The 23,512-nt window shown below is 50.3% G+C and carries 18 protein-coding genes and 2 pseudogenes; 9 read left to right on the top strand and 11 right to left on the bottom strand.

Annotated features, from left to right (window positions below; all coding sequences use genetic code 11):
• Positions 1-125: 125 nt before the first annotated feature.
• The 7 genes from ACTHSA_RS05500 to ACTHSA_RS05530 all read right to left on the bottom strand — a co-directional run bounded on the left by ACTHSA_RS05500 (position 126) and on the right by ACTHSA_RS05530 (position 5,986).
• Positions 126-1,343 (bottom strand): MFS transporter, encoded by a 1,218-nt coding sequence (locus tag ACTHSA_RS05500; RefSeq protein WP_004519041.1) that lies wholly within the window; start codon positions 1,341-1,343, stop codon positions 126-128.
• Positions 1,344-1,654: 311 nt separating this feature from the next.
• The gene (locus ACTHSA_RS05505; protein WP_070624970.1) at positions 1,655-2,083 is read right to left on the bottom strand and encodes a L,D-transpeptidase; all 429 of its coding nucleotides are present in this window, start codon (positions 2,081-2,083) and stop codon (positions 1,655-1,657) included.
• Between the two features lie 8 nt (positions 2,084-2,091).
• On the bottom strand, positions 2,092-2,601 hold the full coding sequence (locus ACTHSA_RS05510; RefSeq protein WP_004519039.1) for an outer membrane protein assembly factor BamE: 510 nt from the start codon (positions 2,599-2,601) through the stop codon (positions 2,092-2,094).
• Between the two features lie 459 nt (positions 2,602-3,060).
• Complete coding sequence (locus ACTHSA_RS05515; RefSeq protein WP_070624971.1) at positions 3,061-3,699, bottom strand: MBL fold metallo-hydrolase; 639 nt, start codon at positions 3,697-3,699, stop codon at positions 3,061-3,063.
• A gap of 65 nt (positions 3,700-3,764) precedes the next feature.
• Positions 3,765-4,283: a DUF4189 domain-containing protein gene (locus tag ACTHSA_RS05520; protein WP_070624973.1), complete on the bottom strand. Its 519-nt coding sequence runs from the start codon at positions 4,281-4,283 to the stop codon at positions 3,765-3,767.
• 55 nt (positions 4,284-4,338) lie between these two features.
• Entirely contained in the window at positions 4,339-4,989 is a 651-nt protein-coding gene (locus ACTHSA_RS05525) for an HAD-IA family hydrolase (protein WP_070624974.1), read from the bottom strand.
• 10 nt (positions 4,990-4,999) lie between these two features.
• Complete coding sequence (locus tag ACTHSA_RS05530) at positions 5,000-5,986, bottom strand: RluA family pseudouridine synthase (protein WP_070624977.1); 987 nt, start codon at positions 5,984-5,986, stop codon at positions 5,000-5,002.
• Between the two features lie 515 nt (positions 5,987-6,501).
• On the opposite strand from ACTHSA_RS05530, the gene ACTHSA_RS05535 reads away from it, so the two are divergent.
• Both ACTHSA_RS05535 and ACTHSA_RS05540 read left to right on the top strand, forming a co-directional pair.
• Positions 6,502-9,399: an Rne/Rng family ribonuclease gene (locus ACTHSA_RS05535; RefSeq protein ID WP_039861875.1), complete on the top strand. Its 2,898-nt coding sequence runs from the start codon at positions 6,502-6,504 to the stop codon at positions 9,397-9,399.
• Between the two features lie 233 nt (positions 9,400-9,632).
• Positions 9,633-10,352, top strand: a complete 720-nt coding sequence (locus ACTHSA_RS05540) for a hypothetical protein (protein ID WP_199900426.1) — start codon at positions 9,633-9,635, stop codon at positions 10,350-10,352.
• 121 nt (positions 10,353-10,473) lie between these two features.
• Here ACTHSA_RS05540 and mscL read toward each other — a convergent pair whose 3' ends face one another.
• Together mscL and fabI are read right to left on the bottom strand one after the other, a co-directional pair.
• The gene (mscL, locus tag ACTHSA_RS05545) at positions 10,474-10,917 is read right to left on the bottom strand and encodes a large conductance mechanosensitive channel protein MscL (RefSeq protein WP_440378830.1); all 444 of its coding nucleotides are present in this window, start codon (positions 10,915-10,917) and stop codon (positions 10,474-10,476) included.
• A gap of 448 nt (positions 10,918-11,365) precedes the next feature.
• The gene (fabI, locus tag ACTHSA_RS05550) at positions 11,366-12,154 is read right to left on the bottom strand and encodes an enoyl-ACP reductase FabI (protein WP_003748060.1); all 789 of its coding nucleotides are present in this window, start codon (positions 12,152-12,154) and stop codon (positions 11,366-11,368) included.
• 208 nt (positions 12,155-12,362) lie between these two features.
• Between fabI and ppk1 the strand changes: the two genes are divergently transcribed.
• From ppk1 to ACTHSA_RS05565, 3 genes and pseudogenes are all read left to right on the top strand, one after another.
• The gene (gene ppk1, locus ACTHSA_RS05555) at positions 12,363-14,420 is read left to right on the top strand and encodes a polyphosphate kinase 1 (RefSeq protein ID WP_440378831.1); all 2,058 of its coding nucleotides are present in this window, start codon (positions 12,363-12,365) and stop codon (positions 14,418-14,420) included.
• Between the two features lie 102 nt (positions 14,421-14,522).
• Positions 14,523-16,538, top strand: a complete 2,016-nt coding sequence (locus tag ACTHSA_RS05560) for a prolyl oligopeptidase family serine peptidase (protein WP_440378832.1) — start codon at positions 14,523-14,525, stop codon at positions 16,536-16,538.
• A gap of 443 nt (positions 16,539-16,981) precedes the next feature.
• A pseudogene (locus ACTHSA_RS05565) lies at positions 16,982-17,173 on the top strand (aminotransferase class IV); the annotation flags it as partial.
• 44 nt (positions 17,174-17,217) lie between these two features.
• On the opposite strand, the gene ACTHSA_RS05570 reads toward ACTHSA_RS05565, so the two are convergent.
• On the bottom strand, positions 17,218-18,693 hold the full coding sequence (locus tag ACTHSA_RS05570; protein ID WP_049344980.1) for a DUF389 domain-containing protein: 1,476 nt from the start codon (positions 18,691-18,693) through the stop codon (positions 17,218-17,220).
• 274 nt (positions 18,694-18,967) lie between these two features.
• Positions 18,968-19,622 (bottom strand): annotated as a pseudogene (locus tag ACTHSA_RS05575) (IS1595 family transposase).
• A 254-nt stretch (positions 19,623-19,876) separates the two neighbouring features.
• On the opposite strand from ACTHSA_RS05575, the gene acpP reads away from it, so the two are divergent.
• The 4 genes from acpP to ACTHSA_RS05595 all read left to right on the top strand — a co-directional run bounded on the left by acpP (position 19,877) and on the right by ACTHSA_RS05595 (position 23,423).
• The gene (gene acpP / locus ACTHSA_RS05580) at positions 19,877-20,113 is read left to right on the top strand and encodes an acyl carrier protein (protein ID WP_003679644.1); all 237 of its coding nucleotides are present in this window, start codon (positions 19,877-19,879) and stop codon (positions 20,111-20,113) included.
• Between the two features lie 162 nt (positions 20,114-20,275).
• Positions 20,276-21,523, top strand: a complete 1,248-nt coding sequence (gene fabF, locus ACTHSA_RS05585) for a beta-ketoacyl-ACP synthase II (protein ID WP_039861923.1) — start codon at positions 20,276-20,278, stop codon at positions 21,521-21,523.
• A gap of 178 nt (positions 21,524-21,701) precedes the next feature.
• A complete protein-coding gene (locus ACTHSA_RS05590) occupies positions 21,702-22,394 on the top strand; it encodes a hypothetical protein (protein ID WP_039861873.1) in 693 nt (230 codons plus the stop codon).
• Between the two features lie 141 nt (positions 22,395-22,535).
• Positions 22,536-23,423: a homocysteine S-methyltransferase family protein gene (locus ACTHSA_RS05595; protein ID WP_039861922.1), complete on the top strand. Its 888-nt coding sequence runs from the start codon at positions 22,536-22,538 to the stop codon at positions 23,421-23,423.
• Positions 23,424-23,512 lie beyond the last annotated feature (89 nt).

A 23,512-nucleotide genomic window follows, 5' to 3' on the forward strand; every position in this document is an offset into this window, starting at 1 on the left:
CGGGTTTGTAAGAGAGTGTTAAATAATGGATAGGAATATCGATTGTGGATAAAACATAAAAAATGGAATAAGGCAAAGGCCGTCTGAAACGTTTCAGACGGCCTTAGAATGTCAAGGTTTCCGCGTCAGGCGGCAGCCGCTTTCCGTTCATGAATCAGTAAATTCAACAGGGCGGCCGTGCCTGCCAAGACTGCGTCGGCGTACCACATCCAGCCGTAATCGTTGAAGCGCGTGATGACGATGCCGCCGATGTACGAACCCAAAAAGCCGCCGATTTGGTGGCTCAACATGGTCAACCCGAAGAGGGTGGCCAAGTAGCGCGTACCGAAAAGTTTGCCGGTAATGGCGGCGGTGGGGGCGACGGTTGCCAGCCAAGTGAAACCGAGTCCGGCGGCGAAAAGATAGAAGTTCAAATCGGTTTTAGGGGCGGCCAGATAAATCAATATCATGGCGACACGCGAAGCATATAAACCGAAGAGGACGTATTTGCCCAAAAATCTGCCGGTACACCAGCCTGAAAAAATACAGCCAGCGATGTTTGCCAAACCAATAATGGCAATGGAGGTCGAAGCGACCGTAGCAGGGAGGCCGCAAAGTGAAATTTCGGTTGGCAGGTGGGTAACCAAAAAGGCGATGTGGAAACCGCAGGTAAAGAAACCCAAATGCAGCAAGATATAGCTGCGGTTGGCGAAAGCCTTACAGACGGCCTGCTTCAGGGTTTGGCCGCCGTCGTCGGTATGGACGGTATGAGAAGCATGTTTGCCGCCGGCCAGCCACCAAGAAATCGGCAAAATCAAGATGGCAATGACTGCCCAAACGTAAAATGTCCCCGTCCAGCCGACGTGGGGGAGGGCAATCAAACCTTGAACCAGCGGCGCGAACAAAAATTGCCCTGCGGACCCGCCTGCATTGACCAAGCCGGAAGCCAAGCCGCGCCGATGAGGCGGTGTTTTGGCGGCGACCTGTCCCATAATGATGGAAAATCCGCCCGAACCTGTACCGAATGCCAACAATAAACCGATACCCAGCATCAGCCCCCAATAAGTCGGCATTTGTGGCACCATCAGACAGGCGGCAATCAACAGAACCGTACCGCCGGCTAAAACCTTAAACGCGCCGAAACGGTCGGCCAACGCGCCGGACAAGGGTTGCGATATGCCCCACATCAATTGGAACACGGCAATAATCAGGCTGAACTGGGTCATGCTCAATTCGGTAGAGTTGACGACGGGCAGGACAAAAAGCCCTAAAGTCATCCTCATGCCGATGGTAATCAGCAGGATGGAGGCGGCAGCGGCAATCAGCAGCCACAAATTGGGTAATTTGGCAGAAGAATCGGTCATGATGTTTGTGTGTAAGGGGGCAGGAAATAAAAGCTATTCCTGCCACTATATTATTTATTTGATTTCTCGGCGAGCCGATATATAAACGCGCGATTCTAGCATTGGGCGGGAAACGGCATAAATAACCGTTGGTTCTTTGGATATGGTAAAAAGTGATATGGCTTGAGGATGAATTGAGGATGAATTGAGGATGAAGCGGTCAAATATTCTTCGTTTGGTACTGACGGAGCAAGCAAATTGCCGTTGAATTTTCGTTTGAGAAGAAAGGCCGTCTGAAAAGTTTCAGACGGCCTTTGTTTGACTGACTTACATCAGATGATTTCCAGAATGAAATACTGACGCAGTTTTTCGTACACATTATTTTGTACGTTGATACAACCATTGGTTATGATGCGGTCGGCCACATGAGGGGAGACGATGCGTTCCATGCGTCTTTCCTGTGGCTTGAGCGTCCATACCCTGTGTAACGCAAACAGAAAGTCATTTTCTTCTTTGAAGCCGATAACTTCGCCACCGTAACCCGGTTTGCTGGTCATCATCGGCGTCATATTGAATTTGCCTTTCGGCGTGGTCTTGCCAATCAATACCGGATGGCACTGACCGTCATCGGCAAAGCAAAGCTCCGCCTTAGCTGTATTGACCACAACTTTTTTGCGTTGGATATAGTCGTTGACAGCATCGGCAGAGGCCAAAGAATTCAGACCTGCTGCCAAGGCTATACCCAATAGGATCCGTTTCAAATTTGTCCTTATTGACGGATGCGTTTAGGAGCTTCTTTAATGATCTCGCGGATGATCACTTGAGGCTCTTGTTTAGGTGCTGGAGGAGGACATACGGCATCTTTAGGGAATACTGGATTCCAGAAGAAGCTGCGTGCAAATTTGTCTTTGTCGAAGATCACTTTGTATTGGCAAGTAGTGATGCCTTCAACGCCGGAAGTGTTTTCAGGGTCAACGCCTACGCCTGGGGTGTAGAAGTGGAACAGGTAGTCCCATTCACGAACGCCAACCATGCCTTCGTCGTAGTGAGGACGGCCGAGGATTTTATAGATGTCGTCTTTGGTCAGACCAGGACGCATTTGATCCAACTCGTCAAAAGTCGGGAATGTACCGCGGTCTTTGTTGAAGGTCAGGGAGTAAGGTTTAGGGAAGCGTGGCTCGTCGGTAGTGCCTTCAGGAGTGATTTTGCTCTTAGTAGCACAGGCGGCCAGCAGGCCGGTAGCCAGCAGGACGAAGCCCACTTTTGCGATTTTTTTCATTTGATAATCCTTTTATTGATTTTACCAGCCGAACTTTTCAGACGGCCTGTTAGTGCCGGCAGCGAGTTTGCCGGTTTACCCAAATAATGTTGTGCTTCTTAAAGATGTACCCGACGGTTTGACAAACAGAACATCGGCACATTCCGGCAGGGCATTGCGCCTCATCTCCGTTGTATCCGCCTGAATCGGCAGAACCGTTCAGACGGCCTGACTGACATTTATTGTCACTTTGTAACAATTTCACTGCGAGTAAGGCTTGGGGTTTAGAGATGTCCGGTTTTCGATAAATCAGGTTGTATTGCGTAATACCTTGTTATCTTTGTGCTTTAGTTCATTTTGGCATTTGCCGGAGATTAGGTACTTAATCTTTCGGGTGTTATCCCTGCAAATTGTATGCCAGTTTTCCTTTATACGCATAATCTGCGTATGCCAGAATGTTGGCTTTATACAACATTCATATTAACGAACCAGAAACGGATTGTACCTTTTCTCATGCCCGATGCTGGTCATACGGCCGTGTCCGGCTATAACTTGCGTGGTTTCGGGTAGGGTTAATAGTTTAGCGCAGATATTGTTTATGAGGTCATCATGATTGCCGCGCGGAAAATCTGTGCGACCAACGGTCTCATAAAATAAGACATCACCTGCGACTAAAAGACCGTTTTCAGCGTTGTAAAAAACGACTTGGCCGGGGGTGTGGCCGGGAATGTGGAGGACTTGGAAACTGTGGTTGCCGACCTTGAGCGTTTCCCCTTCTTCCAGCCAGCGTGTCGGCGTGAATGACGGAGAAACAGGGAAGCCGTATTGCGCCGTTGTTTGCGGAAGGGCTTGGAGCAGGAATTCGTCGTCTTTGTGCGGGCCGAGAACGGGTACGTCGCAGGTTTTCAAAAGTTCAACCACGCCGCCTGCGTGGTCAAGATGGCCGTGAGTCAGCCAAATGGCGGTCAGCTTGAGGCCTTTGTTGTGGACTTGTTGCAATAAATAGGGTACGTCGCCGCCGACATCGGTCAAAACGGCTTCTTTTGTTTCGTCATCCCAAATCAGCGTGCAGTTTTGACGGAAGGGGGTAACGGCGTTGATTTCAAATTGGAGTGCCATGGGTGTTCCTAGGAAATACTTATTTAATGTTGTTTGCGTTTAAGACGGCCTTTGGTCTATTTCTATTAGAATTTAGGCAATGAGCAACCTTCGTTAGCAACGATTTTGCATTCAGGAAGTCCTGATGCTCGACATTTTTGTAGCGCTTTAGCTTCAGCTTTACCTAATTCTGTTACTACTGAGAAAAGCTTCCATTTCTTGCCTAATTTACCTTGTGCAACGGCAATGCAGCCATTTCGCCCCCAAACTTCTATTTTACATGGCGCATTACTTCCTCCTCGTTCACAGGTTTTAATGGCTTCTCTTTCTGCTTCCTCACGAGAATTCATATCAAGTGCACCACCTGCAATGCCAGTTTTAGGATTAAATGCCCAAGCTCCGTGTTTTGAAGGAACATTGATGTTGATAATTTCCGTAGGTTGTCTTTGTTGGCGGTAACCAGACGAGCCACAATTGGGGTTGTAGCCGTATTGGCATAAGCTAGGGTCATTTTGCAACGCGCCTCTGGTTGCATCATAAGTAGGGTTGGCAACGCAGACATTAAGGCTTGTCAGTCCCAATACCACAAAAAGCAATTTTTTCATTTCAAGTCCAATCTGTTAGTTATCTAAATCTTTGTCAGTTGACGCACGCCGTCATTTATAAGGTTTCCAATACATCGGGCAATTCAGCCAAGCTGTTGAGCATAGCAACATGGGGCAGGGAGGAAAGTTGTTTGGCAGTGTGCGCGCCGGTGGTGACTGCGATGGCGCGGATTTTGGCGTTGGCGGCCATTTCTAGGTCGTGGGTGGTGTCGCCGACGACGACGGCCTCTTCCGGTTCAACACCCAGTTGGTCGCAGAGAGCGAGTACCATGTCGGGCGCGGGTTTGGACGGATATTCGCTAGCGCAGGCGGTTTCCAGCCAAAAGGTTTGGGTATCGGTTTGTGCAATGGCTTTATCCAAGCCGCTCCGCCCTTTGCCGGTCGCTACTGCAAGCCAATAGTCTTGTTGCTTCAAGCGTTGCAGGCAGGGCAGGGCTTCGGGGAACAGGGTCATGTTGCGGTTGTTGGGATTGAGATAGTGCGCGGCATAGGTCTCAATCAGGGTTTCCTGAACGTGTTCGCTGACGTTGTGGGTAAGGCGGCGAATGATGCCGGAGAGGCTGTATCCGATGAGCGGGCGGATTTGGTCAGCTTCGGGAACGGGCAGACCGCAATCGGCAAAGCTTTGCTGAAAGGTGTGGATGATGGGGTTGGTGGTGTCGGCAAGCGTGCCGTCCCAGTCGAAAATGATGAGTTTGGGTTTCATGGGTTTCCTTTCAGACGGCCTTTTCCTGATTTTCCAACATTAAAACAAATTGCGCCAATTCTTGCGGCAGGGGGGCTTTCAGGATCAGTTTTTCGCCGGTCAGCGGATGGGAGAGGTACAACTCGGAAGCGTGCAGGAACATTCTTTTCAAACCGAGTTTCTGCAGGCGTTTGTTGGCCTGATAGTCGCCGTAGCGTTCGTCGCCGGCAATGGGGCAGTCTTGCGATTGCAGGTGGACGCGGATTTGGTGGGTGCGGCCGGTTTTCAGGGTAGCTTCGACAAAGGTCAGGTCGGATAGGCCGACTTGGTGCAAAAGGCCGTCTGAAAAACGGTTTAACACGCGGAAGATGGTGTGGGCGGATTGGCCGTCTTCGCTGACGCGCACCATTTTTTCGCCTTGTGCGCCGGTGTGTTTGAACAGGGGGAGCTTGACGTGGAAGCGGTCGTTCGGCAGCTTGCCGACACCCAGCGCGAGATAGATTTTTTTCGGATGGTCGTTGCGGATGGCTTCGTGCAGCTTCACCAAGGCGCTGCGTTTTTTGGCAATCATCAAGAGGCCGCTGGTGTCTTTGTCGAGGCGGTGGACGAGTTCGAGATAACGCGCTTCGGGACGGGCGCGGCGGATTTGTTCGATGACGCCGAAACTCACGCCGCTGCCGCCGTGGACGGCAACGCCGGACGGTTTGTTGATGACCAAAAGCGCATCGTCTTCATAAACGATGTCAAACTCGCGTGCTGGCGCGGCCTGGTTTTCAGACGGCCTTTGTTTTTCGGCGATGCGTATCGGCGGAATGCGGACGGTATCGCCTGCCTGAATGCGGTTGTCGGGTTTGCAGCGTTTTTTGTTCAGCCGCACTTCGCCGGCGCGGATAATGCGGTGGATATGGCTTTTCGGGACGCCTTTGAGGATTTTTATCAGATAGTTATCAAGGCGTTGGCCTTCCTCGTGTTCGGCAACGGCAATCAGGCTGACTGAATCTTTGCGTATTGCGTGCATTTTCTCTATAATCCCAAACGTCCGTTTCTGGACCCGAACCTGCCGTTGCAGGCCGTCTGAAACGGATTTATTGTTAAAACGAGATTTTATATTAAAAACGCACTCCGCAAAGCATTTCCTTGTGTTTGTTCAAAGCCGGCAAACGCAATCCCGTAATTAAGTTTGAATTGAACCTGCCGTCCGGCCGGGCGTAAGACGCAGTCCGCGCAGCACCGTCCGAAATTACCGGCGCTACGATAATAAGAAGATGTAGGCTGCCTTAATTTTGTCCGAAGCATCAGCATTCGGACGGCAGCGGAACCATCAACCTTTCCGCCGCATTGTTCTTTATTTCCTTCTTTATCCGAATCCGTCCGCACATGGCTTGAGCTCAAGCATGCAACCTTGCGGATTTCAAATCAAATACTGGTTACACGGGGATTTTCCCATCTTGCCTTTGAAGAGTGCCAACCGGACAGACAGGCCGTCTGAAAAAGATATTCACAAATCAAACGGCCGCTGTTCACGAGGTGACTATGAAAAGAATGTTATTCAACGCAACGCAGGCCGAAGAGCTGCGCGTTGCCATTGTCGATGGCCAAAACCTTTTGGACTTGGACATCGAAACGCTGGGCAAAGAACAGCGTAAAGGCAATATCTACAAAGGTATCATTACCCGCATCGAGCCGTCGCTGGAAGCGTGTTTCGTCGATTACGGAACCGACCGCCACGGCTTTTTGCCGTTTAAGGAAGTATCGCGTTCATATTTCCGCGACTACGAAGGCGGCAGGGCGCGTATTCAGGACGTGCTCAAAGAGGGCATGGAAGTTATCGTCCAAGTCGAAAAAGATGAGCGCGGCAACAAAGGCGCGGCACTGACCACCTTCATCAGCCTGGCCGGCCGCTATTTGGTATTGATGCCGAATAACCCGCGCGGCGGCGGCGTATCCCGCCGTATTGAAGGCGAAGAGCGCCAAGAGTTGAAAGCCGCCATGGCCGAACTCGACATTCCGAACGGTATGAGCATCATCGCCCGCACCGCCGGCATCGGCCGCAGCGCGGAAGAGTTGGAATGGGACTTGAACTACCTCAAACAGCTCTGGCAAGCCATTGAAGAAGCAGGCAAAGCACACCATGACCCTTACCTGCTCTTTATGGAAAGCTCGCTGCTGATTCGTGCGATTCGCGACTATTTCCGTCCCGATATCGGCGAGATTTTGGTGGACAATCAAGAAGTTTACGACCAAGTTGCCGAATTCATGAGCTACGTCATGCCGAGCAATGTAGGCCGTCTGAAACTCTATCAAGACCACACGCCGCTGTTCTCCCGTTTCCAAATCGAACACCAAATCGAAAGTGCGTTCTCACGCAGCGTCAGCCTGCCTTCCGGCGGCGCGATTGTGATCGACCATACCGAAGCCCTGGTTTCCATCGACGTCAACTCTGCGCGTGCCACACGCGGCTCGGATATTGAAGACACCGCGTTCAAAACCAATATGGAAGCCGCCGAAGAGGTCGCCCGTCAAATGCGCCTGCGCGACTTGGGCGGTTTGGTCGTCATCGACTTCATCGACATGGAAAATCCGAAACACCAACGCGATGTTGAAAACGTCCTGCGCGACGCGCTCAAAAAAGACCGCGCACGCGTGCAAATGGGCAAACTTTCGCGTTTCGGCCTTTTGGAGTTGAGCCGCCAACGTTTGAAACCGGCTCTGGGAGAAAGCAGCCATGTTGCGTGTCCGCGCTGTGCCGGTACAGGCGTCATCCGCGGCATCGAATCCACCGCCCTGCACGTTTTGCGCATCATTCAAGAAGAAGCAATGAAAGACAACACCGGCGAAGTACACGCACAAGTGCCTGTCGATGTTGCCACCTTCCTGTTGAACGAAAAACGCGCCGAGCTGTTTGCGATGGAAGAGCGCTTGGATGTGAACGTCGTCCTGATTCCAAACATCCACTTGGAAAATCCGCACTACGAAATCAACCGCATCCGCATTGATGACGTAGAAGAAGACGGCGAACCGAGCTACAAACGCGTTGCCGAGCCGGAAGAAGACGAATCCGCCAAACCTTTCGGCAGCGAAAAAGCCAAAGCTTCCCGTCCTGAGCCAGCTGTCAAAGGCGTACGCCATACCCAGCCTGCACCGACTGTCGCCCCTGAGAAAAAAGCCTCTTGGTGGGACAGCTTCAAAGCTTGGTTGAAACGCATTTTCGGCGGCGAGCCTGCACCTGTCGCAGTTGCTCAAGAGCCTGCCGAAAAACGCACTACAAACAACCGCAGCCAAAACAGTAACCGCCGTTCAAACAGCCGCCGTCAAAATCCACGCCGCAACAACAAAAACGACGGCAGCAAAGTCGAAGTGCGCGAAGTGAATGCCGAAGCTGTCGACAGTAAGTTTGAAGAAAACAAATCAAACGAAAGCCGCAACGACGAGCGTAAAGACACCCGCCGCAACCGCAACCGTAACAACCGCCGCGATGATCGCAACAACGAGCGCAATCGTGTTGAGGAAGTGGTTGAAGACGTAAACGTTCAGGAAGTGGCTGCACTGGCTGAGATGCCGTCTGAAAACCAAGCGGAACAAAACGGCAATAAACGCCGCCGCAACAACAGTCGCAACGAGCGCAACCGTCATCAACCTGCGGAAAACCGTGTTGAGGACGTGAACGTTCAAGCCGATGGCGAACAGGCGCAAGTCGAAGCGGACGACAACGCCCGCAGCGAAGAGGGTGTGAAAAACAACGGCCGTCAAGGACGCGACTGCAACAACCGTCAGCGCAACAACCGTCAGCGCAACAACCGCAACGACCGCCGTTCTAACAGCAAAAAACGCAATATTCCGTCTTCAGCAAAAATCGAGCAATACCTGAACATTACCGATACCGCCGACAAAGTTCTCTTTGCTGTGGCGCATGTTTTGGGTTTGAACGAAACGGTTGAAGCTGCAAATGCGACATTGTCTTCTGAAAGCGATCAAGCCGAGCCGCTGGTGATTGTAGTATCCGAGCCTGAAGTGACCAGCGCAGAGCCATTCGTATTTGCGATTGAAAGCGAAGACGAGCCTGCCGTAGCGCAAACTGAAGGCGCTGATGCCGAACAAGCCCTGCTTGCTTCTGCAGTCAGCAATGTCAAAGAAGCCATTGCTGCGGTATTGTCTCCAAATGCAACGGCTACTGTTGCATCGGTTGAAGCACCAGCCGAAACTGTTGTCACACAAACTGAAGCCGTAGCTGAAGCAGCGCCTGTCGCAATCGTTGTGCCTGAGAGCTTGGGCGATTTGATCTTCGTTGAAACCGATCCGCAAGCCGTTGCCGCTTTTGCCGCGCAGCCACAACCTGAACCGGTTGCTAAAACACGCCGTTCGGATGTGCCTAAAGTAGAAGTGGAAGACACAGCAGTCGAAATGATTTTGGTGGAAACACGCAAAGACTAAGATTGGTTTTCCAGTTAAAAGCCCGATGTTGAACGCATCGGGCTTTTTTACAGGAGAAGTGCTACGACTATAGGGAATAGTTAAGAAAAGGAAATTTCTTTTGAGGAGAGTGAGAAGTATGAAGCATCAAGAAGTTGGAGTTATCGATATTTAAAGGTCAGAATCATTGCTACCTTGAAAGACTTAGCCTTTACATAGGGTTGGTCCTGTATAAAAAATAAGATCATGGAAGTATGAATATGAAGTTAAGATATTTTGAATTAGATAGACCTTATGTGGAAAATCGCCAAAGGATCGAGGAGTTGATGGACTCAGCTTCATTAAGATACGAGGAGGCCAGGATAGAGGACTACAATCAAAATTGGAAATGCCGTAGAAAAGCGTTTGTATATGAATCGAAGTGTATGACATCTATGTTGGAGCGACTCTTCAAGCCTGTTCCAACTAAGGATTGTTGGAAAATCATCATAGAATGCATGGATAAGGTCTGCAATCCTTGTATCATAAACTTACTTGGTGTCTATACTGTTCAGGTTCCATTTGATTTTTGTACCTATGAAGCTTTAGATCCTGTTGATAAGAAAAAGATGCTCTTGGCTGCCTTAGTCGAAGGGGCAAACCGTGTATTTCATAAGCTTTCTATTCCATTCTGCTTACTTGGGGATGTAGTGAATGAAATAGAGAGAAACCATTATGAAAATAGTTGGGTATGGAAAAAGAAGAAGATTCAATCCACCACTTTTTCCATTCAAGTGGAACATCAGATCGATAAAGTTGACTTGTTTTGGAATATTGAAAATAAAGACAAGAGTATTCGTCATTTGATTAAAACCTGTCCTGCTCATGAAATGGATTATGGCGTTTACCTTGGTAAATTAGAGGTAAATGATAATTTCCTTTATCTATTGGGTAAAAATAATGAGGTCGTAAGCAAGGTTTCTATAAATAAATGAAGGATAGCTGCTTGTAGTTTTTCTTAAACAGCCAACTATGTCAGAGCGATGGAGTTAGAAAAGGCCGTCTGAAATGGTTTCAGACGGCCTTGGTTTGTGTGTGTATGTTTAGGTATTGTGATTATTTTTTGTTCAGAGAGTCACGGATTTCGCGCAACAACAGAACTTCTTCGCTAGGCTCTGCCGGTGCTTCTTCAGCAGGAGCGTCGGTTTTTTTCAAGGAGTTGATGGCTTTAACCACGCAGAAGATGGCAGCGGCAACGATCAGGAAGCTGATCACAGTGTTGATGAACAGACCGATGTTCAGGGTAACGGCACCGGCTGCTTGAGCGGCTGCCAGGTTGGCGTAACCTTCAGCAGGAGCGGCTTGTGCGCTGTTTTTCAGGGTGATGAACAGGTTGGAGAAATCAACGCCGCCGATTAGTAGACCGATAGGAGGCATGATTACATCGTCAACCAATGATTTGACGATGCCGCTGAATGCTGTACCGACAACCATACCGACTGCGAGGTCGACAACGTTGCCACGCATAATAAATTCTTTAAATTCTGAAGCGATTGACATAATTAATCTCCTGTATGTGTTTGAGTCAAAATCAGATGTGATTCAATTAATCGGCAGGCATCTTAACGCTTTATTAGTTAAGAAAAATTCAATAATGTTAAATTTTGTATTTTATGCCAAAAATGCCCTGCTTCTATGCCTTCTGTATGAAAAACAGGCCGTCTGAATTTTTTCTGTTACTTTTTTACACCACTTTTTATCAGTAGCTAAGTATCAGATAACATGAATGTTATCTTTAGAATCAATGCTCTATCGGAATTTCAAATTGAGGTAGAATGATAATATAATAATGCTGAAAACATAATCATTGAAAGCCTGTAAAGATAATGTTTCGAATTCGTATTTGACTTTCAGACGGCCTTTTTTGTCATGCAGTTATTCAAACCATAATGTAACGGCCATAAAAAACGCACTTTCATCATGAAAGTGCGTTTGGAGTGAAAACTGTTTAGTTCTCTTCGTCGTTCAGCGCGTTGATGCTGTAACCGCCGTCAACGTACGTAATCTCGCCGGTGATGCCGGAAGCGAGGTCGGACAGCAGGAAGGCGGCTGTGTTACCGACTTCTTCAGTGGTAACGTTGCGACCCAATGGGTTGTGGGAAGCGACGTGGCCCAAGAGTTTGCTTAAATCGGCGATGCCGGAAGCGGCCAGGGTTTTGATCGGGCCTGCGGAGATGCCGTTGCAGCGGATGCCTTCTTTGCCCAGGCAGGCGGCAGTGAAGCGGATGCCGGCTTCGAGGCTGGCTTTGGCCATGCCCATAACGTTGTAGTTAGGAATGGCACGAACGGCGCCCAAGTAGCTCAGTGCAACGATTGCGGCGTTGCGGCCCTGCATCATCGGACGGGCGGCTTTTGCCAGCGCAGGCAGGCTGTATGCGGAGATTTCGTGAGCGGTGTTGAATGCTTCGCGGCTGATGCTGTCGAGGAAGTCGCCGCTCAAAGCTTCTTTAGGGGCGAAGCCGATGGAGTGAACCAAGCCGTCCAAGCCGTCCCAGTGTTTGCCCAAGTCAACGAAAACTTGGTTGATTTCGTCGTCGCTGGCAACGTCGCAGCGGAACACGAGTTCGGAGCCGAGTTCGGCCGCCATTTTACGGACGCGCTCTTCCAGTTTGTCGACAACATAAGTAAATGCCAATTCCGCGCCTTGTTCGCGGCAGGCTTTGGCGATGCCGTAAGCGATGGAACGCTCGGAGATCATGCCGGTAATCAGAATTTTTTTGCCTTGCAAAAAGCCCATTTTCTTATCCTTTAGCAGTGGTATTGCGGTTGCATTAAACGGCGCATTATAGCAAAAATCGCTGTTTCGGTATAGTAAACAACGGATAACCCTTTGTCTTGCCTCAAATAGGGATAAGGTTTTCTGTCAAGGCCGTCTGAAACCTGACGGAACGTCGGCAAAACGTTATACTTGATGGTGTTAATGACCGATGTTTCAGGAGTGAACCATGCCCGAGCAAAACCGCATTCTCTGCCGAGAACTCAGCCTGTTGGCGTTTAACCGCCGTGTACTGGCTCAGGCGCAGGATACGAAAGTTCCTTTGTTGGAACGTTTGCGTTTTCTGTGCATCGTGTCTTCCAATTTGGACGAATTTTTTGAAGTGCGCATGGCGTGGTTGAAACGCGAAAATAAATTGCGCCCGCATCAGCCGCTCGACAACGGCAAAACTGCGGCCGAAACCATCGAAGCGGTGGCAAAAGAGGCACAGGCCTTGATTCGCGAGCAGTACGATCTGTTTAACAAAGTATTGCAGCCTGCACTCAGCCGCGCCGGTATTCATTTCTATCGCCGCCACAAATGGACGGCCGCGCAGAAAAAATGGATTGAAAATTATTTTGACAACGAGCTGTTGCCCATTCTCACGCCCATCGGCCTTGATCCTTCGCATCCGTTCCCGCGCCCGTTAAACAAATCGCTCAACTTTGCCGTCGAACTCGAAGGTACGGATGCGTTCGGCCGTCCGTCCGGAATGGCGATTGTGCAGGCGCCGCGCATTTTGCCGCGCGTCGTTCCCATGCCGTCTGAAATTTGCGGCGGTGATGCAGGCTTTGTGTTCTTGTCTTCGATTTTGCACGCCCATGTCGGCAAACTTTTTCCCGGTATGAAGGTTAAAGACTGCCATCAGTTCCGCCTCACGCGCGACAGCGATTTGACGGTTGATGAAGAAGATTTGAAAAACCTGCGTGCCGCGATTCAAAACGAATTGCACGACCGCGAATACGGCGACGGCGTGCGCTTGGAAGTGGCAGACACTTGTCCGGCGCATATTCACGACTTCCTGCTTGCCCAGTTCAAGCTGACTTCTGCCGAGCTGTATCAGGTCAAAGGGCCGGTCAATTTAGTGCGCCTCAATGCCGTCCCCGATTTGGTGGACAGGCCGGATTTGAAGTTCCCGCCGCGCAATGCAGGCCGTCTGAAAGCCTTGCGCAAAAACGGCTCCGTGTTCAAACTGGTCAAACAGTCGCCTATCTTGCTGCACCACCCGTATCAGTCTTTCGATCCGGTTGTCCAAATGATACGCGAAGCCGCCGCCGACCCCGCCGTCCTTGCCGTCAAAATGACCATCTACCGCACCGGCAGCAATTCCGAACTCGTCCGCGCCCTGATGAAAGCCGCCCTTGCCGGCAAACAAGTAACCGTCGTGGTCGAACTGATGGCGCGTTTTGACGAAGCCAACAACGTCAACTGGGCGAAGCAGCTTGAAGAGGCGGGCGCGCACGTCGTGTACGGCGTATTCGGCTACAAAGTCCATGCCAAAATGGCTTTGGTTATCCGTCGTGAAGACGGCGTGCTCAAGCGTTATGCCCACCTCGGTACCGGCAACTACCACCAAGGCACATCGCGCATCTACACCGACTTCGGCATCATCACCGCCGACGAACAAATCACTGCCGATGTGAACACTTTGTTTATGGAAATCACAGGCTTGGGCAAGCCGGGCCGTCTGAACAAGCTCTATCAAAGCCCGTTTACCCTGCACAAAATGGTCATCGACCGCATCAAGCAGGAAACCGAACACGCCAAAGCAGGCAAACCGGCGCGGATTACCGCCAAGATGAATTCCCTCATCGAGCCGAGCGTAATTGATGTGCTGTATCAGGCCAGCGCGGCAGGCGTGCAAATCGACCTGATTGTGCGCGGTATGTGTACTTTGCGCCCGGGTGTAAAAGGCTTGTCCGAAAACATCCGCGTCCGCTCCATCATCGGCCGCCAACTCGAACACTCGCGCGTGTATTGCTTCCATAACAACGGCGCAGACGATACCTTTATCTCCAGCGCCGACTGGATGGGTCGCAACTTTTTCCGCCGCATTGAAGTCGCCACGCCGATTACCACGCCCGAACTCAAAGAACGCGTGATCCGCGAAGGTTTGGAAATGGCTTTGGAAGACAATACCCAAGCTTGGCTGATGCAGCCTGACGGCAGCTACGTCCGCACCCAGCTGAAAGATGGCGAGCCTGCGTTTGGTTTGCAGGAAGGTTTGTGGAAAATATACGGACGTTGAGTTGAATAATGTCTCAGGCCGTCTGAAATGCAGGTTTCAGACGGCCTTTTTTGATTTTGCCGTTATAATTCCGTTTCCCAATCTTTCAGACGGCCTTTTCCTATGAAATCTTACCCCGATTCCTATCTTCATTTTGAAAACCTCGAATCTCCCGAAACGCAAGATTTTGCCGCTGCGGCGCATGCCGAAACGCGTGCGCGTTTTTTAGAAAACGACAAGGCGCGCGAATTGTCCGACGGTATTTTGGCGCAGTTGCAGGACACGCGGCAGATTCCGTTTTGTCAGGAACACCGCGCGCGGATGTACCATTTCCATCAGGACGCGGAATATCCGAAGGGCGTGTACCGCGTGTGTACTGCGGCGACGTACCGTTCCGGCTATCCCGAATGGAAAATCCTGTTTTCGGTGGCGGATTTCGATGAGTTGCTCGGCGACGATGTGTATTTGGGCGGCGTGTCGCACTTGGTGGAAAAGCCCAACCGCGCATTGTTAACACTGAGCAAATCGGGCGGCGATACGGCGTACACGCTGGAAGTGGATTTGGAAGCAGGGGAATTGGTAGAAGGCGGTTTTCACTTTCCGGCAGGCAAAAACCATGTGTCGTGGCGCGATGAAAACAGCGTGTGGGTGTGTCCGGCTTGGGACGAGCGGCAGTTGACCGAATCGGGCTATCCGCGCGAAGTGTGGCTGGTGGAGCGCGGCAAAAGTTTCGAGGAAAGCCTGCCGGTGTATCAAATCGATAAAGGCGCGATGATGGTGAACGCATGGCGTTACCTCGATCCGCAGGGTTCGCCGATTGATTTGATTGAAGCGTCGGACGGTTTTTACACCAAAACTTATTTGCAGGTGTCGTCTGAAGGCGAGGCGAAACCGTTGAACCTGCCCAATGATTGCGATGTGGTCGGCTATCTGGCGGGGCATCTTTTGCTGACGTTGCGCAAAGACTGGAACCGCGCGAACCAAAGCTATCCGAGCGGCGCATTGGTGGCGGTGAAGCTGAATCGGGGCGAACTCGGGGCGGCTCAGCTTTTGTTTGCGCCTGATGAAACGCAGGCATTGGAAAGCGTGGAAACGACCAAGCGTTTTGTGGTGGCGAGCCTGCTGGAAAACGTACAAGGCCGTCTGAAAGCGTGGCGCTTTACCGATGGTAAATGGCAGGAAGTCGAGTTGCCGCGCCTGCCTTCGGGTGCGTTGGAAATGACCGACCAGCCGTGGGGCGGAGACGTAGTTTACCTTGCCGCCAGCGATTTCACCACGCCGCTGACGCTGTTTGCGCTGGATTTGAACGTGATGGAACTGACCGTCATGCGCCGCCAGCCGCAGCAGTTTGATTCAGACGGCATCAACGTGCAACAGTTCTGGACGACTTCGGCCGACGGCGAGCGCATTCCTTATTTCCACGTCGGCAAAAACGCTGCGCCCGACACGCCGACCTTAGTCTATGCCTACGGCGGTTTCGGCATTCCCGAATTGCCGCATTATCTGGGCAGCGTCGGCAAATATTGGCTAGAAGAGGGCAATGCCTTCGTGTTGGCGAACATACGCGGCGGCGGCGAATTCGGCCCGCGCTGGCATCAGGCGGCGCAAGGCGTAAGCAAACATAAAAGTGTCGACGATTTGCTGGCAGTCGTGCGCGATTTGTCCGAACGCGGCATGAGTTCGCCCAAACACATCGGTTTGCAGGGCGGCAGCAACGGCGGCCTGATTACCGCCGCCGCCTTCGTGCGCGAACCGCAAAGCATCGGTGCGCTGGTGTGCGAAGTGCCGCTGACCGATATGATCCGCTATCCGCTGCTGTCCGCCGGTTCAAGCTGGACGGACGAATACGGCAATCCGCAGAAATACGAAGTCTGCAAACGCTGGCTGGGCGAATTGTCGCCGTATCACAATCTTTCAGACGGCATCGATTATCCGCCAGCGCTCATCACCACCAGCCTCAGCGACGACCGCGTCCATCCCGCCCACGCGCTCAAGTTCTACGCCAAACTGCGCGAAACCTCGCCGCAATCTTGGCTCTACTCGCCTGACGGCGGCGGCCATACCGGCAACGGCACGCAACGCGAATCCGCCGACGAACTCGCCTGCGTGTTGCTGTTTTTGAAAGAGTTTTTGTGGTAGAAGCAAGCAGCAGACTGACCGTTTTGTAAAGTTGGGAAACAAAATACTCTTGTTTCGGTAAGTGAAAAGAAGGCCGTCTGAAAAACGAATATTAAAGTTTTTCAGACGGCCTTCTTTTCTTTTAACTTTCAACATATCCCGATAAAATGGACACTTTGTAAGTGATCATTGATGGAAGACGCAATTATGGCAACCGAACCGAAAAATTATACACGATTTAGAAAATAATTTCAAACAAAACAATATATTAAAACTTAAACAAATCTTTCCCGAAGTCTTTTGCGAAGACCAAATCGACTTTGAGAAACTCAAACTTGTCCTTGGCGCAGAAAACCTTGCCGGTGTGGGCGAACGTTATCAACTCGATGCTGTAGAAACTAGTAGCGTTGTTTACAGTATTTCTAGGAGAATACTGAAACATGAACATGCACAAAAACACCCGTCTCACCCCGTCTCTGGATTTGGATATCCTCAACGGCATCATGCGCCAAGCCGTGTTGCAGCAGCTGCAAACCTACTTGGGCGCGGACACCATCATCGAAACACACATCACCCGCGATATGCTCGAACGCGCAGAAAAAATCCGCCTCTCCAACGCCTTGAGAGGCGTGTTTGAGGCGGATTTGGTGTACTAGGAACAATCAATGATTTCTCGGAAATGGATAAAGCCTGAAGGCGATTATTCGTTAGACGGTTTATCTGTCTGAGACGGTTTATCTGTCTGAGACTTGTGCGTTTGCAATATGCTCACTACCTTACCCTCATAACGCTGGCGTAACCACGCCTGTATCCGCTCGTAATCTTTGGCAGGTAGTGGCTGCTCCAATTCGAGAGAGACAACGACGATATCGTCATATGTATCTGTCTTCGGTTCTGCGTTTTTTTGGCTTTCAGACTGTTCGGAAACAGGCGTTGTTTGCGCTTTATCCCAAGCCAAGCCGCGTCCGACAACGATTTTTTCCGCTTCCGGATATTGGGCTTTTAATTCCTTAAGTACCGCTGCATCGTCGATATCGGAGGCTTTGCCTGCCAGTACGGTATCGATATAGGCCTGTTGCTCTTTCAGCTCATTTTGCTGCTGAACCGGGTTGTTTTGGCTTGCCAGCAATTCTTCGATTTTGGCATTGTCCCCTCCCGCATAGACCACGTTGACCTTCGGCTCTTTCACACCTGACGCTTCAAGGCTTTTCACGAGCAAGGCGGAAATTTTCTCGGCATTGCCCGTTCCATTGACAACCAGACTGACTTTATTTTCTCTATGGTTCAACATCTTACGCAGCACGAAAAAACCTTCCTGTTGCTTCGCAGTGGCAATGGCAGCATTGGCTCTGGTGTTGAAGATCTCCTGACGCACCAGTCCTGATGCCATATAGCCGCTCGGAATCATCACAGCCAACACGACGGCAGTAATAATGATGCTTTGCAACCGGCGTTTGGATTCCGTTACCAACCCCCTGCGCGGCAGCTTGAGCAGCTTGGAAAACAACAAGGTCGAAAAAGCGATGAACACGCAGTTGATGGCAAAAAGATATGAAGCACCGAGAAAGTAGTGCCAGTTGCCATGTGCCAGTCCGTAGCCCGCAGTACACAGGGGCGGCATCAATGCGGTAGCAATCGCCACACCCGGTATGGCATTGCCTCCTTCTTTTCGAGTCAGCGCCACAATACCCGCACTACCGCCGAAGAAGGCAATCAACACATCCCAAAGGGTCGGCTGAGTACGCGCCAAAAGCTCGCTTTGCGCCTCTTTAAGCGGGGTTAACAGGAAATACAACGTAGCGGTAATCAAGCTGATGACGACGAATATAATAATATTGCGCACGGCTTGACGGATCAGCGCAGTATCCCCTACCGCCAAACCGTAACCCATACCTACAATCGGCCCCATCAACGGCGAAATCAACATCGCGCCGATCACTACCGCCGTGCTGTTTACATTTAGACCGATACTCGCCACGGCAATGGCAAACATCAATACCCACATATTGGTTCCGGACACCCGAGTATTGGCGCGGATGACGGCATCAATTTTATCGGGATGGGCCTGGTCATGCGCAAGATTGAACACATCTTGCAACTTGGTCATGGCACCATTGTCTTCTTTTGGCTGATTTTCTTGTTCTTCTTGGTTTTTAATGTTTTCTTGGTCTTGCATTTTCATCCTTAAATCAATCTTAACGATTGTCTCTGAATATTTAATTAACTGGAATTTCGGATACTGATAATTATGCTTTAATACTGATTTCAAATATGATTAAGCAGATACCTTGCAGAAGGTTAGCATACACATGAAAACGCTGACAACGCTGATCCTGCGTAGGCCTTCACGAAACCAGCATATGCAAAAACCTTCTCTCAAATCCAATTTCTACTTTTTCAGCAGCAACCGCCATCAAAATTTTTTAAGGGGCTGTACTAGTAGATTAGCCCTAAATTTCACACCATTTTTGCAGGATTTTTAGCTGCCGGGACGGTGTGCCGAAGTTAAATCGAAATTCGCATTCTTTCAAGAACAACGGGAAAGATTTGCGATCGATTCCGTTGTATTTTCGCAAGACACGTTTTGCCTGATTCCAAAAATTCTCAATGCCGTTAATGTGGTTCTGACGGTCGGCAAATTCCTTGGAATGGTTGATGCGGTAATGGATGAAACCGCTCACGTCCAACTTGTCGTAGCTACTCAGACTATCGGTATAAACAATACTGTCCGGCATGATTTTCTTTTTGATGACAGGGAGTAACGTTTCAGACTTGGCATTATCCACCACAACGGTATAGACCCGTCCGTTGCGTTTCAGAAGGCCGAAGACAACCACTTTTCCTGCCGCACCGCGACCACGTCTGCCTTTACGCCGTCCGCCGAAATAGCTTTCGTCCAGTTCGACAGAGCCCTCAAAAACCTCATCGGCAGCCAAGGCCAAATGATAGTTGATAACCATGCGGATTTTACGGTAGAACAGTGCTGCCGAATTGGGATGGATACCCAAAATATCGGCGGCAGAACGGGCGGTAACTTCGAGTACAAAAAAACGAAGCAGTTCTTTCTGTACTTTTTTTCTTTAATTTGCAGTGAGTTATCTTCATATTTCGAGGGTAACATATCTGCTAATCTAGTACAGCCCCTTGTTTTTAATAATGTTAATGTTAATACGTAACAAAAACAAATTCCTGCTTGTAGGTTAAAATCAGCATATGCTAATATGCGCAACAACAGGTTTTTCCAGAATAATCTGTGCTAAAATGCAGGATTAGATGGAAAACTCTATCCGAATTCGGTACAATACCGACGAATTATTTCCCTTAAACAACCTGCCGCAAGGCGAAAAGGAACGACTGACATGTCAAACATCGAACAACAAGTTAAAAAAATTGTTGCTGAACAACTGGGCGTAAACGAAGCCGAAGTGAAAAACGAATCTTCTTTCCAAGACGATTTGGGTGCTGACTCTCTGGACACCGTAGAACTGGTGATGGCTTTGGAAGAAGCTTTCGGCTGCGAAATCCCTGACGAAGACGCTGAAAAAATCACTACCGTACAATTGGCTATCGACTACATCAACGCCCACCAAGGCTAATCGGTCGCACCAAACATCCAGCCTCTGCTGCGCCATCGCAATAGAGGCTTTTACCTTATTATTAAACCCCTGAAATTTCAGACGGCATGAGTTTTGCCCGTTTTCACGAAGAAAAAGAGCAAGGCTGCCGCGAAAATCCCGACAACCAACAGCGAGATTATCATGAGTCAGAGAAGAGTAGTCATCACAGGTCTTGGCCAAGTATCACCGGTCGGCAACGACGTCGCCACCGCATGGAGCAATCTGCTCGCAGGCAAAAGCGGCATCGGACGGATTACCCGCTTTGACGCATCCGACATCAACAGCCAAATCGCCGGCGAAGTTCGCGATTTCGACATCGGCCAATACATCAGCGCGAAAGAAGCGCGCCGTATGGACGTGTTCATCCACTACGGTATTGCCGCCGCCCTGCAAGCCATCAATGATTCAGGCTTGGACGATTTGGAAACCCTCGACAAAGACCGCGTCGGTGTCAACATCGGCTCCGGTATCGGCGGCCTGCCCAGCATCGAAGCGACCGGCAAAGCCGTTATCGAAGGCGGCGCGCGCAAAATCAATCCTTTCTTTATTCCGGGTTCGCTGATTAACCTGATTTCCGGTCACGTGACCATCCTCAAAGGCTACCGCGGCCCGAGTTACGGCATGGTTTCTGCCTGTACAACCGGCGCACACTCCATCGGCGACTCTGCACGATTGATTAAATACGGCGACGCAGACGTGATGATTGCCGGTGGCGCAGAAGGCGCGATCAGCACTTTGGGCGTCGGCGGTTTTGCCGCCATGAAGGCACTTTCCACCCGCAACGACGACCCTGCTACCGCTTCCCGTCCGTGGGACAAAGGCCGTGACGGTTTCGTTATCGGCGAAGGCGCTGGCGTGCTGGTGTTGGAAGAATTGGAACACGCGAAAAAACGCGGTGCGAAAATTTACGCCGAAATCGTCGGCTTCGGTATGAGCTCCGATGCTTACCACATTACTGCGCCTAACGAAGAAGGCCCTGCATTGGCCGTTACCCGCGCCCTGAAAGATGCCGGCCTGAATCCTGAAGACGTTGATTACGTTAACGCACACGGTACATCGACTCCTTTGGGAGATGCCAACGAAACCAAAGCCATCAAACGCGCTTTGGGCGATCATGCGCGCAAAGTCATCGTTAACTCCACCAAATCCATGACCGGCCACTTGCTCGGCGCGGCCGGCGGTGTGGAAGCGTTGTACAGCGTGTTAGCGGTACACGAGCAAAAATCTCCACCGACCATCAACATCTTTGAACAAGACGTTGAAGCCGGTTGCGATTTGGACTACTGCGCCAACGAAGCACGCGATGCGAAAATCGACGTTGCCATCTCCAATTCCTTTGGCTTTGGCGGTACCAACGGCACATTGGTATTCAAACGCTTCAAAGACTGATAGAAGGTTTTAAGTAGATTAAAAGGCCGTCTGAAACTAGGTTTCAGACGGCCTTTTTTATTTTAAAATACAAATATTCTTGATAATCTGTATCATTTATATAAAAATATCGACTCCAATCAATATTGCCCGGATTTTGACGGGCAATCAACCCAATTACATTTTTAAGGAGTCTGCAATGAAAACCATCCGTATTCTAGCATTGGCCGCTGCACTGGCCGCCGTGCCTGCATTTGCGTCTGATTTCGGCCATGAACAGGCATTGACCATAGACGGCAAGCCTGCCCATCTGGCAGAAACTTCAGCCCGTATTTTGGCAAACGAAACCCTGACTGCGCCGCAACTGGTCGAAGATATCACTGATGGATTCGGTTCGAAAAAAATTCCAGGTTATAAATTGATGATTATGGGCCGCACTTATTCGGTGGCGGCAGAAACCAAACCGCCGAAAGAGGGCCAAACTCAGTGGCGGGACAATACGTTCATTCATCGCGGCGTAAAACTGTTTGTCGGTATTCCGGTAAAAAACGGCAAGATGGATTTGGCGTCTGCCAGATTGATTAATATCGGCGTGGTTGACGATAACGGTGGTGCCGCGCCTCATGATGAGGGTGAAAAAATCCGTCCGGTCGGTAAGCAGCTGATGTCCCCCGATACCAAAGTGGGAAATGTGAAACTCAATATTGCCAAACTGACGTTGCCAAATATGAAATTAGGCGAAACCAGTGGCGGTGGTGTGAAATTGGAAGCATCGGCAACATTGGACGGTAAGCCGATACAGACCAAAATCGACAGCACTTTCTCCCGCTTCTATTCCGCCAAACCAGCCGCTACACGGCCGTTTATGGCAGATGCACGGTTTGTGAAATAATCGTAAAGGCCGTCTGAAATCCTGCTTCAGACGGCCTTTTATATAACGAAACTGCATAAGTTTAGTTTTTCATAGATTAAAGGTAAGGAGTTAAAAAAGCGTAGAATGGCGATTTTAAAAATTCATCATTGGAGGTCGATCATGACGGTAACGATTTTAGACGGCGGAATGGGGCGTGAACTGCATCGGCGTGGCGCACCGTTTCGTCAGCCGGAATGGTCTGCTTTGGCTTTGATGGAAACACCGGAGATTGTACGCGAAACGCATTTGGACTTTCTTCGCGCAGGCGCACAGGTGATTACGACCAACAGTTATGCGCTTGTTCCGTTTCATATCGGGCAGGAGCGCTTTGATGCTCAAGCTGCCGAATGGGCAAGGCTTTCCGGCCGTTTAGCGCGTGAAGCGGTGGAACAAAGCGGGACTACTGCAAAAGTAGCCGCAAGCCTGCCGCCGTTATTCGGTTCTTACCGCCCTGACTTGTTTGACAAACAAGTCGCACCTGCTTTGGCGCGCCCTTTAATATCGGGTTTGATGCCGTTTGCTGATATTTGGTTGGCAGAAACCGTATCCAGCTTGGAAGAAGCGCGTTTCTGGCGCAGCAGTCTGCCTGATGACGGTAAGCCGTTTTGGGTATCGTTTACTTTGGAAGATACGATGCCGCATGATGTACCGGTGTTGCGTTCGGGAGAAACCGTGCACGAGGCGGCGGATTTCGCGGTAGAAATAGGTGCGGCGGCAATGTTGTTCAATTGCAGTCAGCCTGAAGTAATGGCAGAAGCTTTGAAAGTGGCACATGAAGCCCAAGGCCGTCTGAAACTGGGTGTGTACGCCAATGCATTTGAACCGGTACAAGGTCAGATGAACGAGGCCAACGACGGTTTGGATCCGATTCGCTCCGATGCCACGCCGAAAAATTATTTGGCATGGGCGAGACAATGGGCGGATTTGGGTGCTGAAATCATCGGCGGGTGCTGCGGTATCGCACCTGAACATATCCGTGCGTTGGCGCAAGGATTTAAGGCCGTCTGAAAGCAGCTGCATAATATTTTGATACGGTTAGAACAGGCTAAAAAAGCCGGTAATGCCGTCGCTTCACAAACACATAATGATAAAAATCA

This window comes from Neisseria sp. P0008.S002 (assembly GCF_051962805.1).
Lineage (GTDB): Bacteria > Pseudomonadota > Gammaproteobacteria > Burkholderiales > Neisseriaceae > Neisseria > Neisseria perflava.

Bases quoted from the DNA above. Each gene is read 5' to 3' on its own strand.
- acpP (WP_003679644.1), top strand. From the start codon at position 19,877: ATGTCAAACATCGAACAACAAGTTAAAAAAATTGTTGCTGAACAACTG.
- ACTHSA_RS05510 (WP_004519039.1), bottom strand. From the start codon at position 2,601: ATGAAAAAAATCGCAAAAGTGGGCTTCGTCCTGCTGGCTACCGGCCTG.
- ACTHSA_RS05530 (WP_070624977.1), bottom strand. From the start codon at position 5,986: ATGCACGCAATACGCAAAGATTCAGTCAGCCTGATTGCCGTTGCCGAA.
- ACTHSA_RS05520 (WP_070624973.1), bottom strand. From the start codon at position 4,283: ATGAAAAAATTGCTTTTTGTGGTATTGGGACTGACAAGCCTTAATGTC.
- ACTHSA_RS05570 (WP_049344980.1), bottom strand. From the start codon at position 18,693: ATGCAAGACCAAGAAAACATTAAAAACCAAGAAGAACAAGAAAATCAG.
- ACTHSA_RS05595 (WP_039861922.1), top strand. From the start codon at position 22,536: ATGACGGTAACGATTTTAGACGGCGGAATGGGGCGTGAACTGCATCGG.
- ACTHSA_RS05525 (WP_070624974.1), bottom strand. From the start codon at position 4,989: ATGAAACCCAAACTCATCATTTTCGACTGGGACGGCACGCTTGCCGAC.
- ppk1 (WP_440378831.1), top strand. From the start codon at position 12,363: ATGCCCGAGCAAAACCGCATTCTCTGCCGAGAACTCAGCCTGTTGGCG.
- ACTHSA_RS05540 (WP_199900426.1), top strand. From the start codon at position 9,633: ATGAATATGAAGTTAAGATATTTTGAATTAGATAGACCTTATGTGGAA.
- ACTHSA_RS05560 (WP_440378832.1), top strand. From the start codon at position 14,523: ATGAAATCTTACCCCGATTCCTATCTTCATTTTGAAAACCTCGAATCT.
- fabI (WP_003748060.1), bottom strand. From the start codon at position 12,154: ATGGGCTTTTTGCAAGGCAAAAAAATTCTGATTACCGGCATGATCTCC.
- fabF (WP_039861923.1), top strand. From the start codon at position 20,276: ATGAGTCAGAGAAGAGTAGTCATCACAGGTCTTGGCCAAGTATCACCG.
- ACTHSA_RS05515 (WP_070624971.1), bottom strand. From the start codon at position 3,699: ATGGCACTCCAATTTGAAATCAACGCCGTTACCCCCTTCCGTCAAAAC.
- ACTHSA_RS05500 (WP_004519041.1), bottom strand. From the start codon at position 1,343: ATGACCGATTCTTCTGCCAAATTACCCAATTTGTGGCTGCTGATTGCC.
- mscL (WP_440378830.1), bottom strand. From the start codon at position 10,917: ATGTCAATCGCTTCAGAATTTAAAGAATTTATTATGCGTGGCAACGTT.
- ACTHSA_RS05590 (WP_039861873.1), top strand. From the start codon at position 21,702: ATGAAAACCATCCGTATTCTAGCATTGGCCGCTGCACTGGCCGCCGTG.
- ACTHSA_RS05535 (WP_039861875.1), top strand. From the start codon at position 6,502: ATGAAAAGAATGTTATTCAACGCAACGCAGGCCGAAGAGCTGCGCGTT.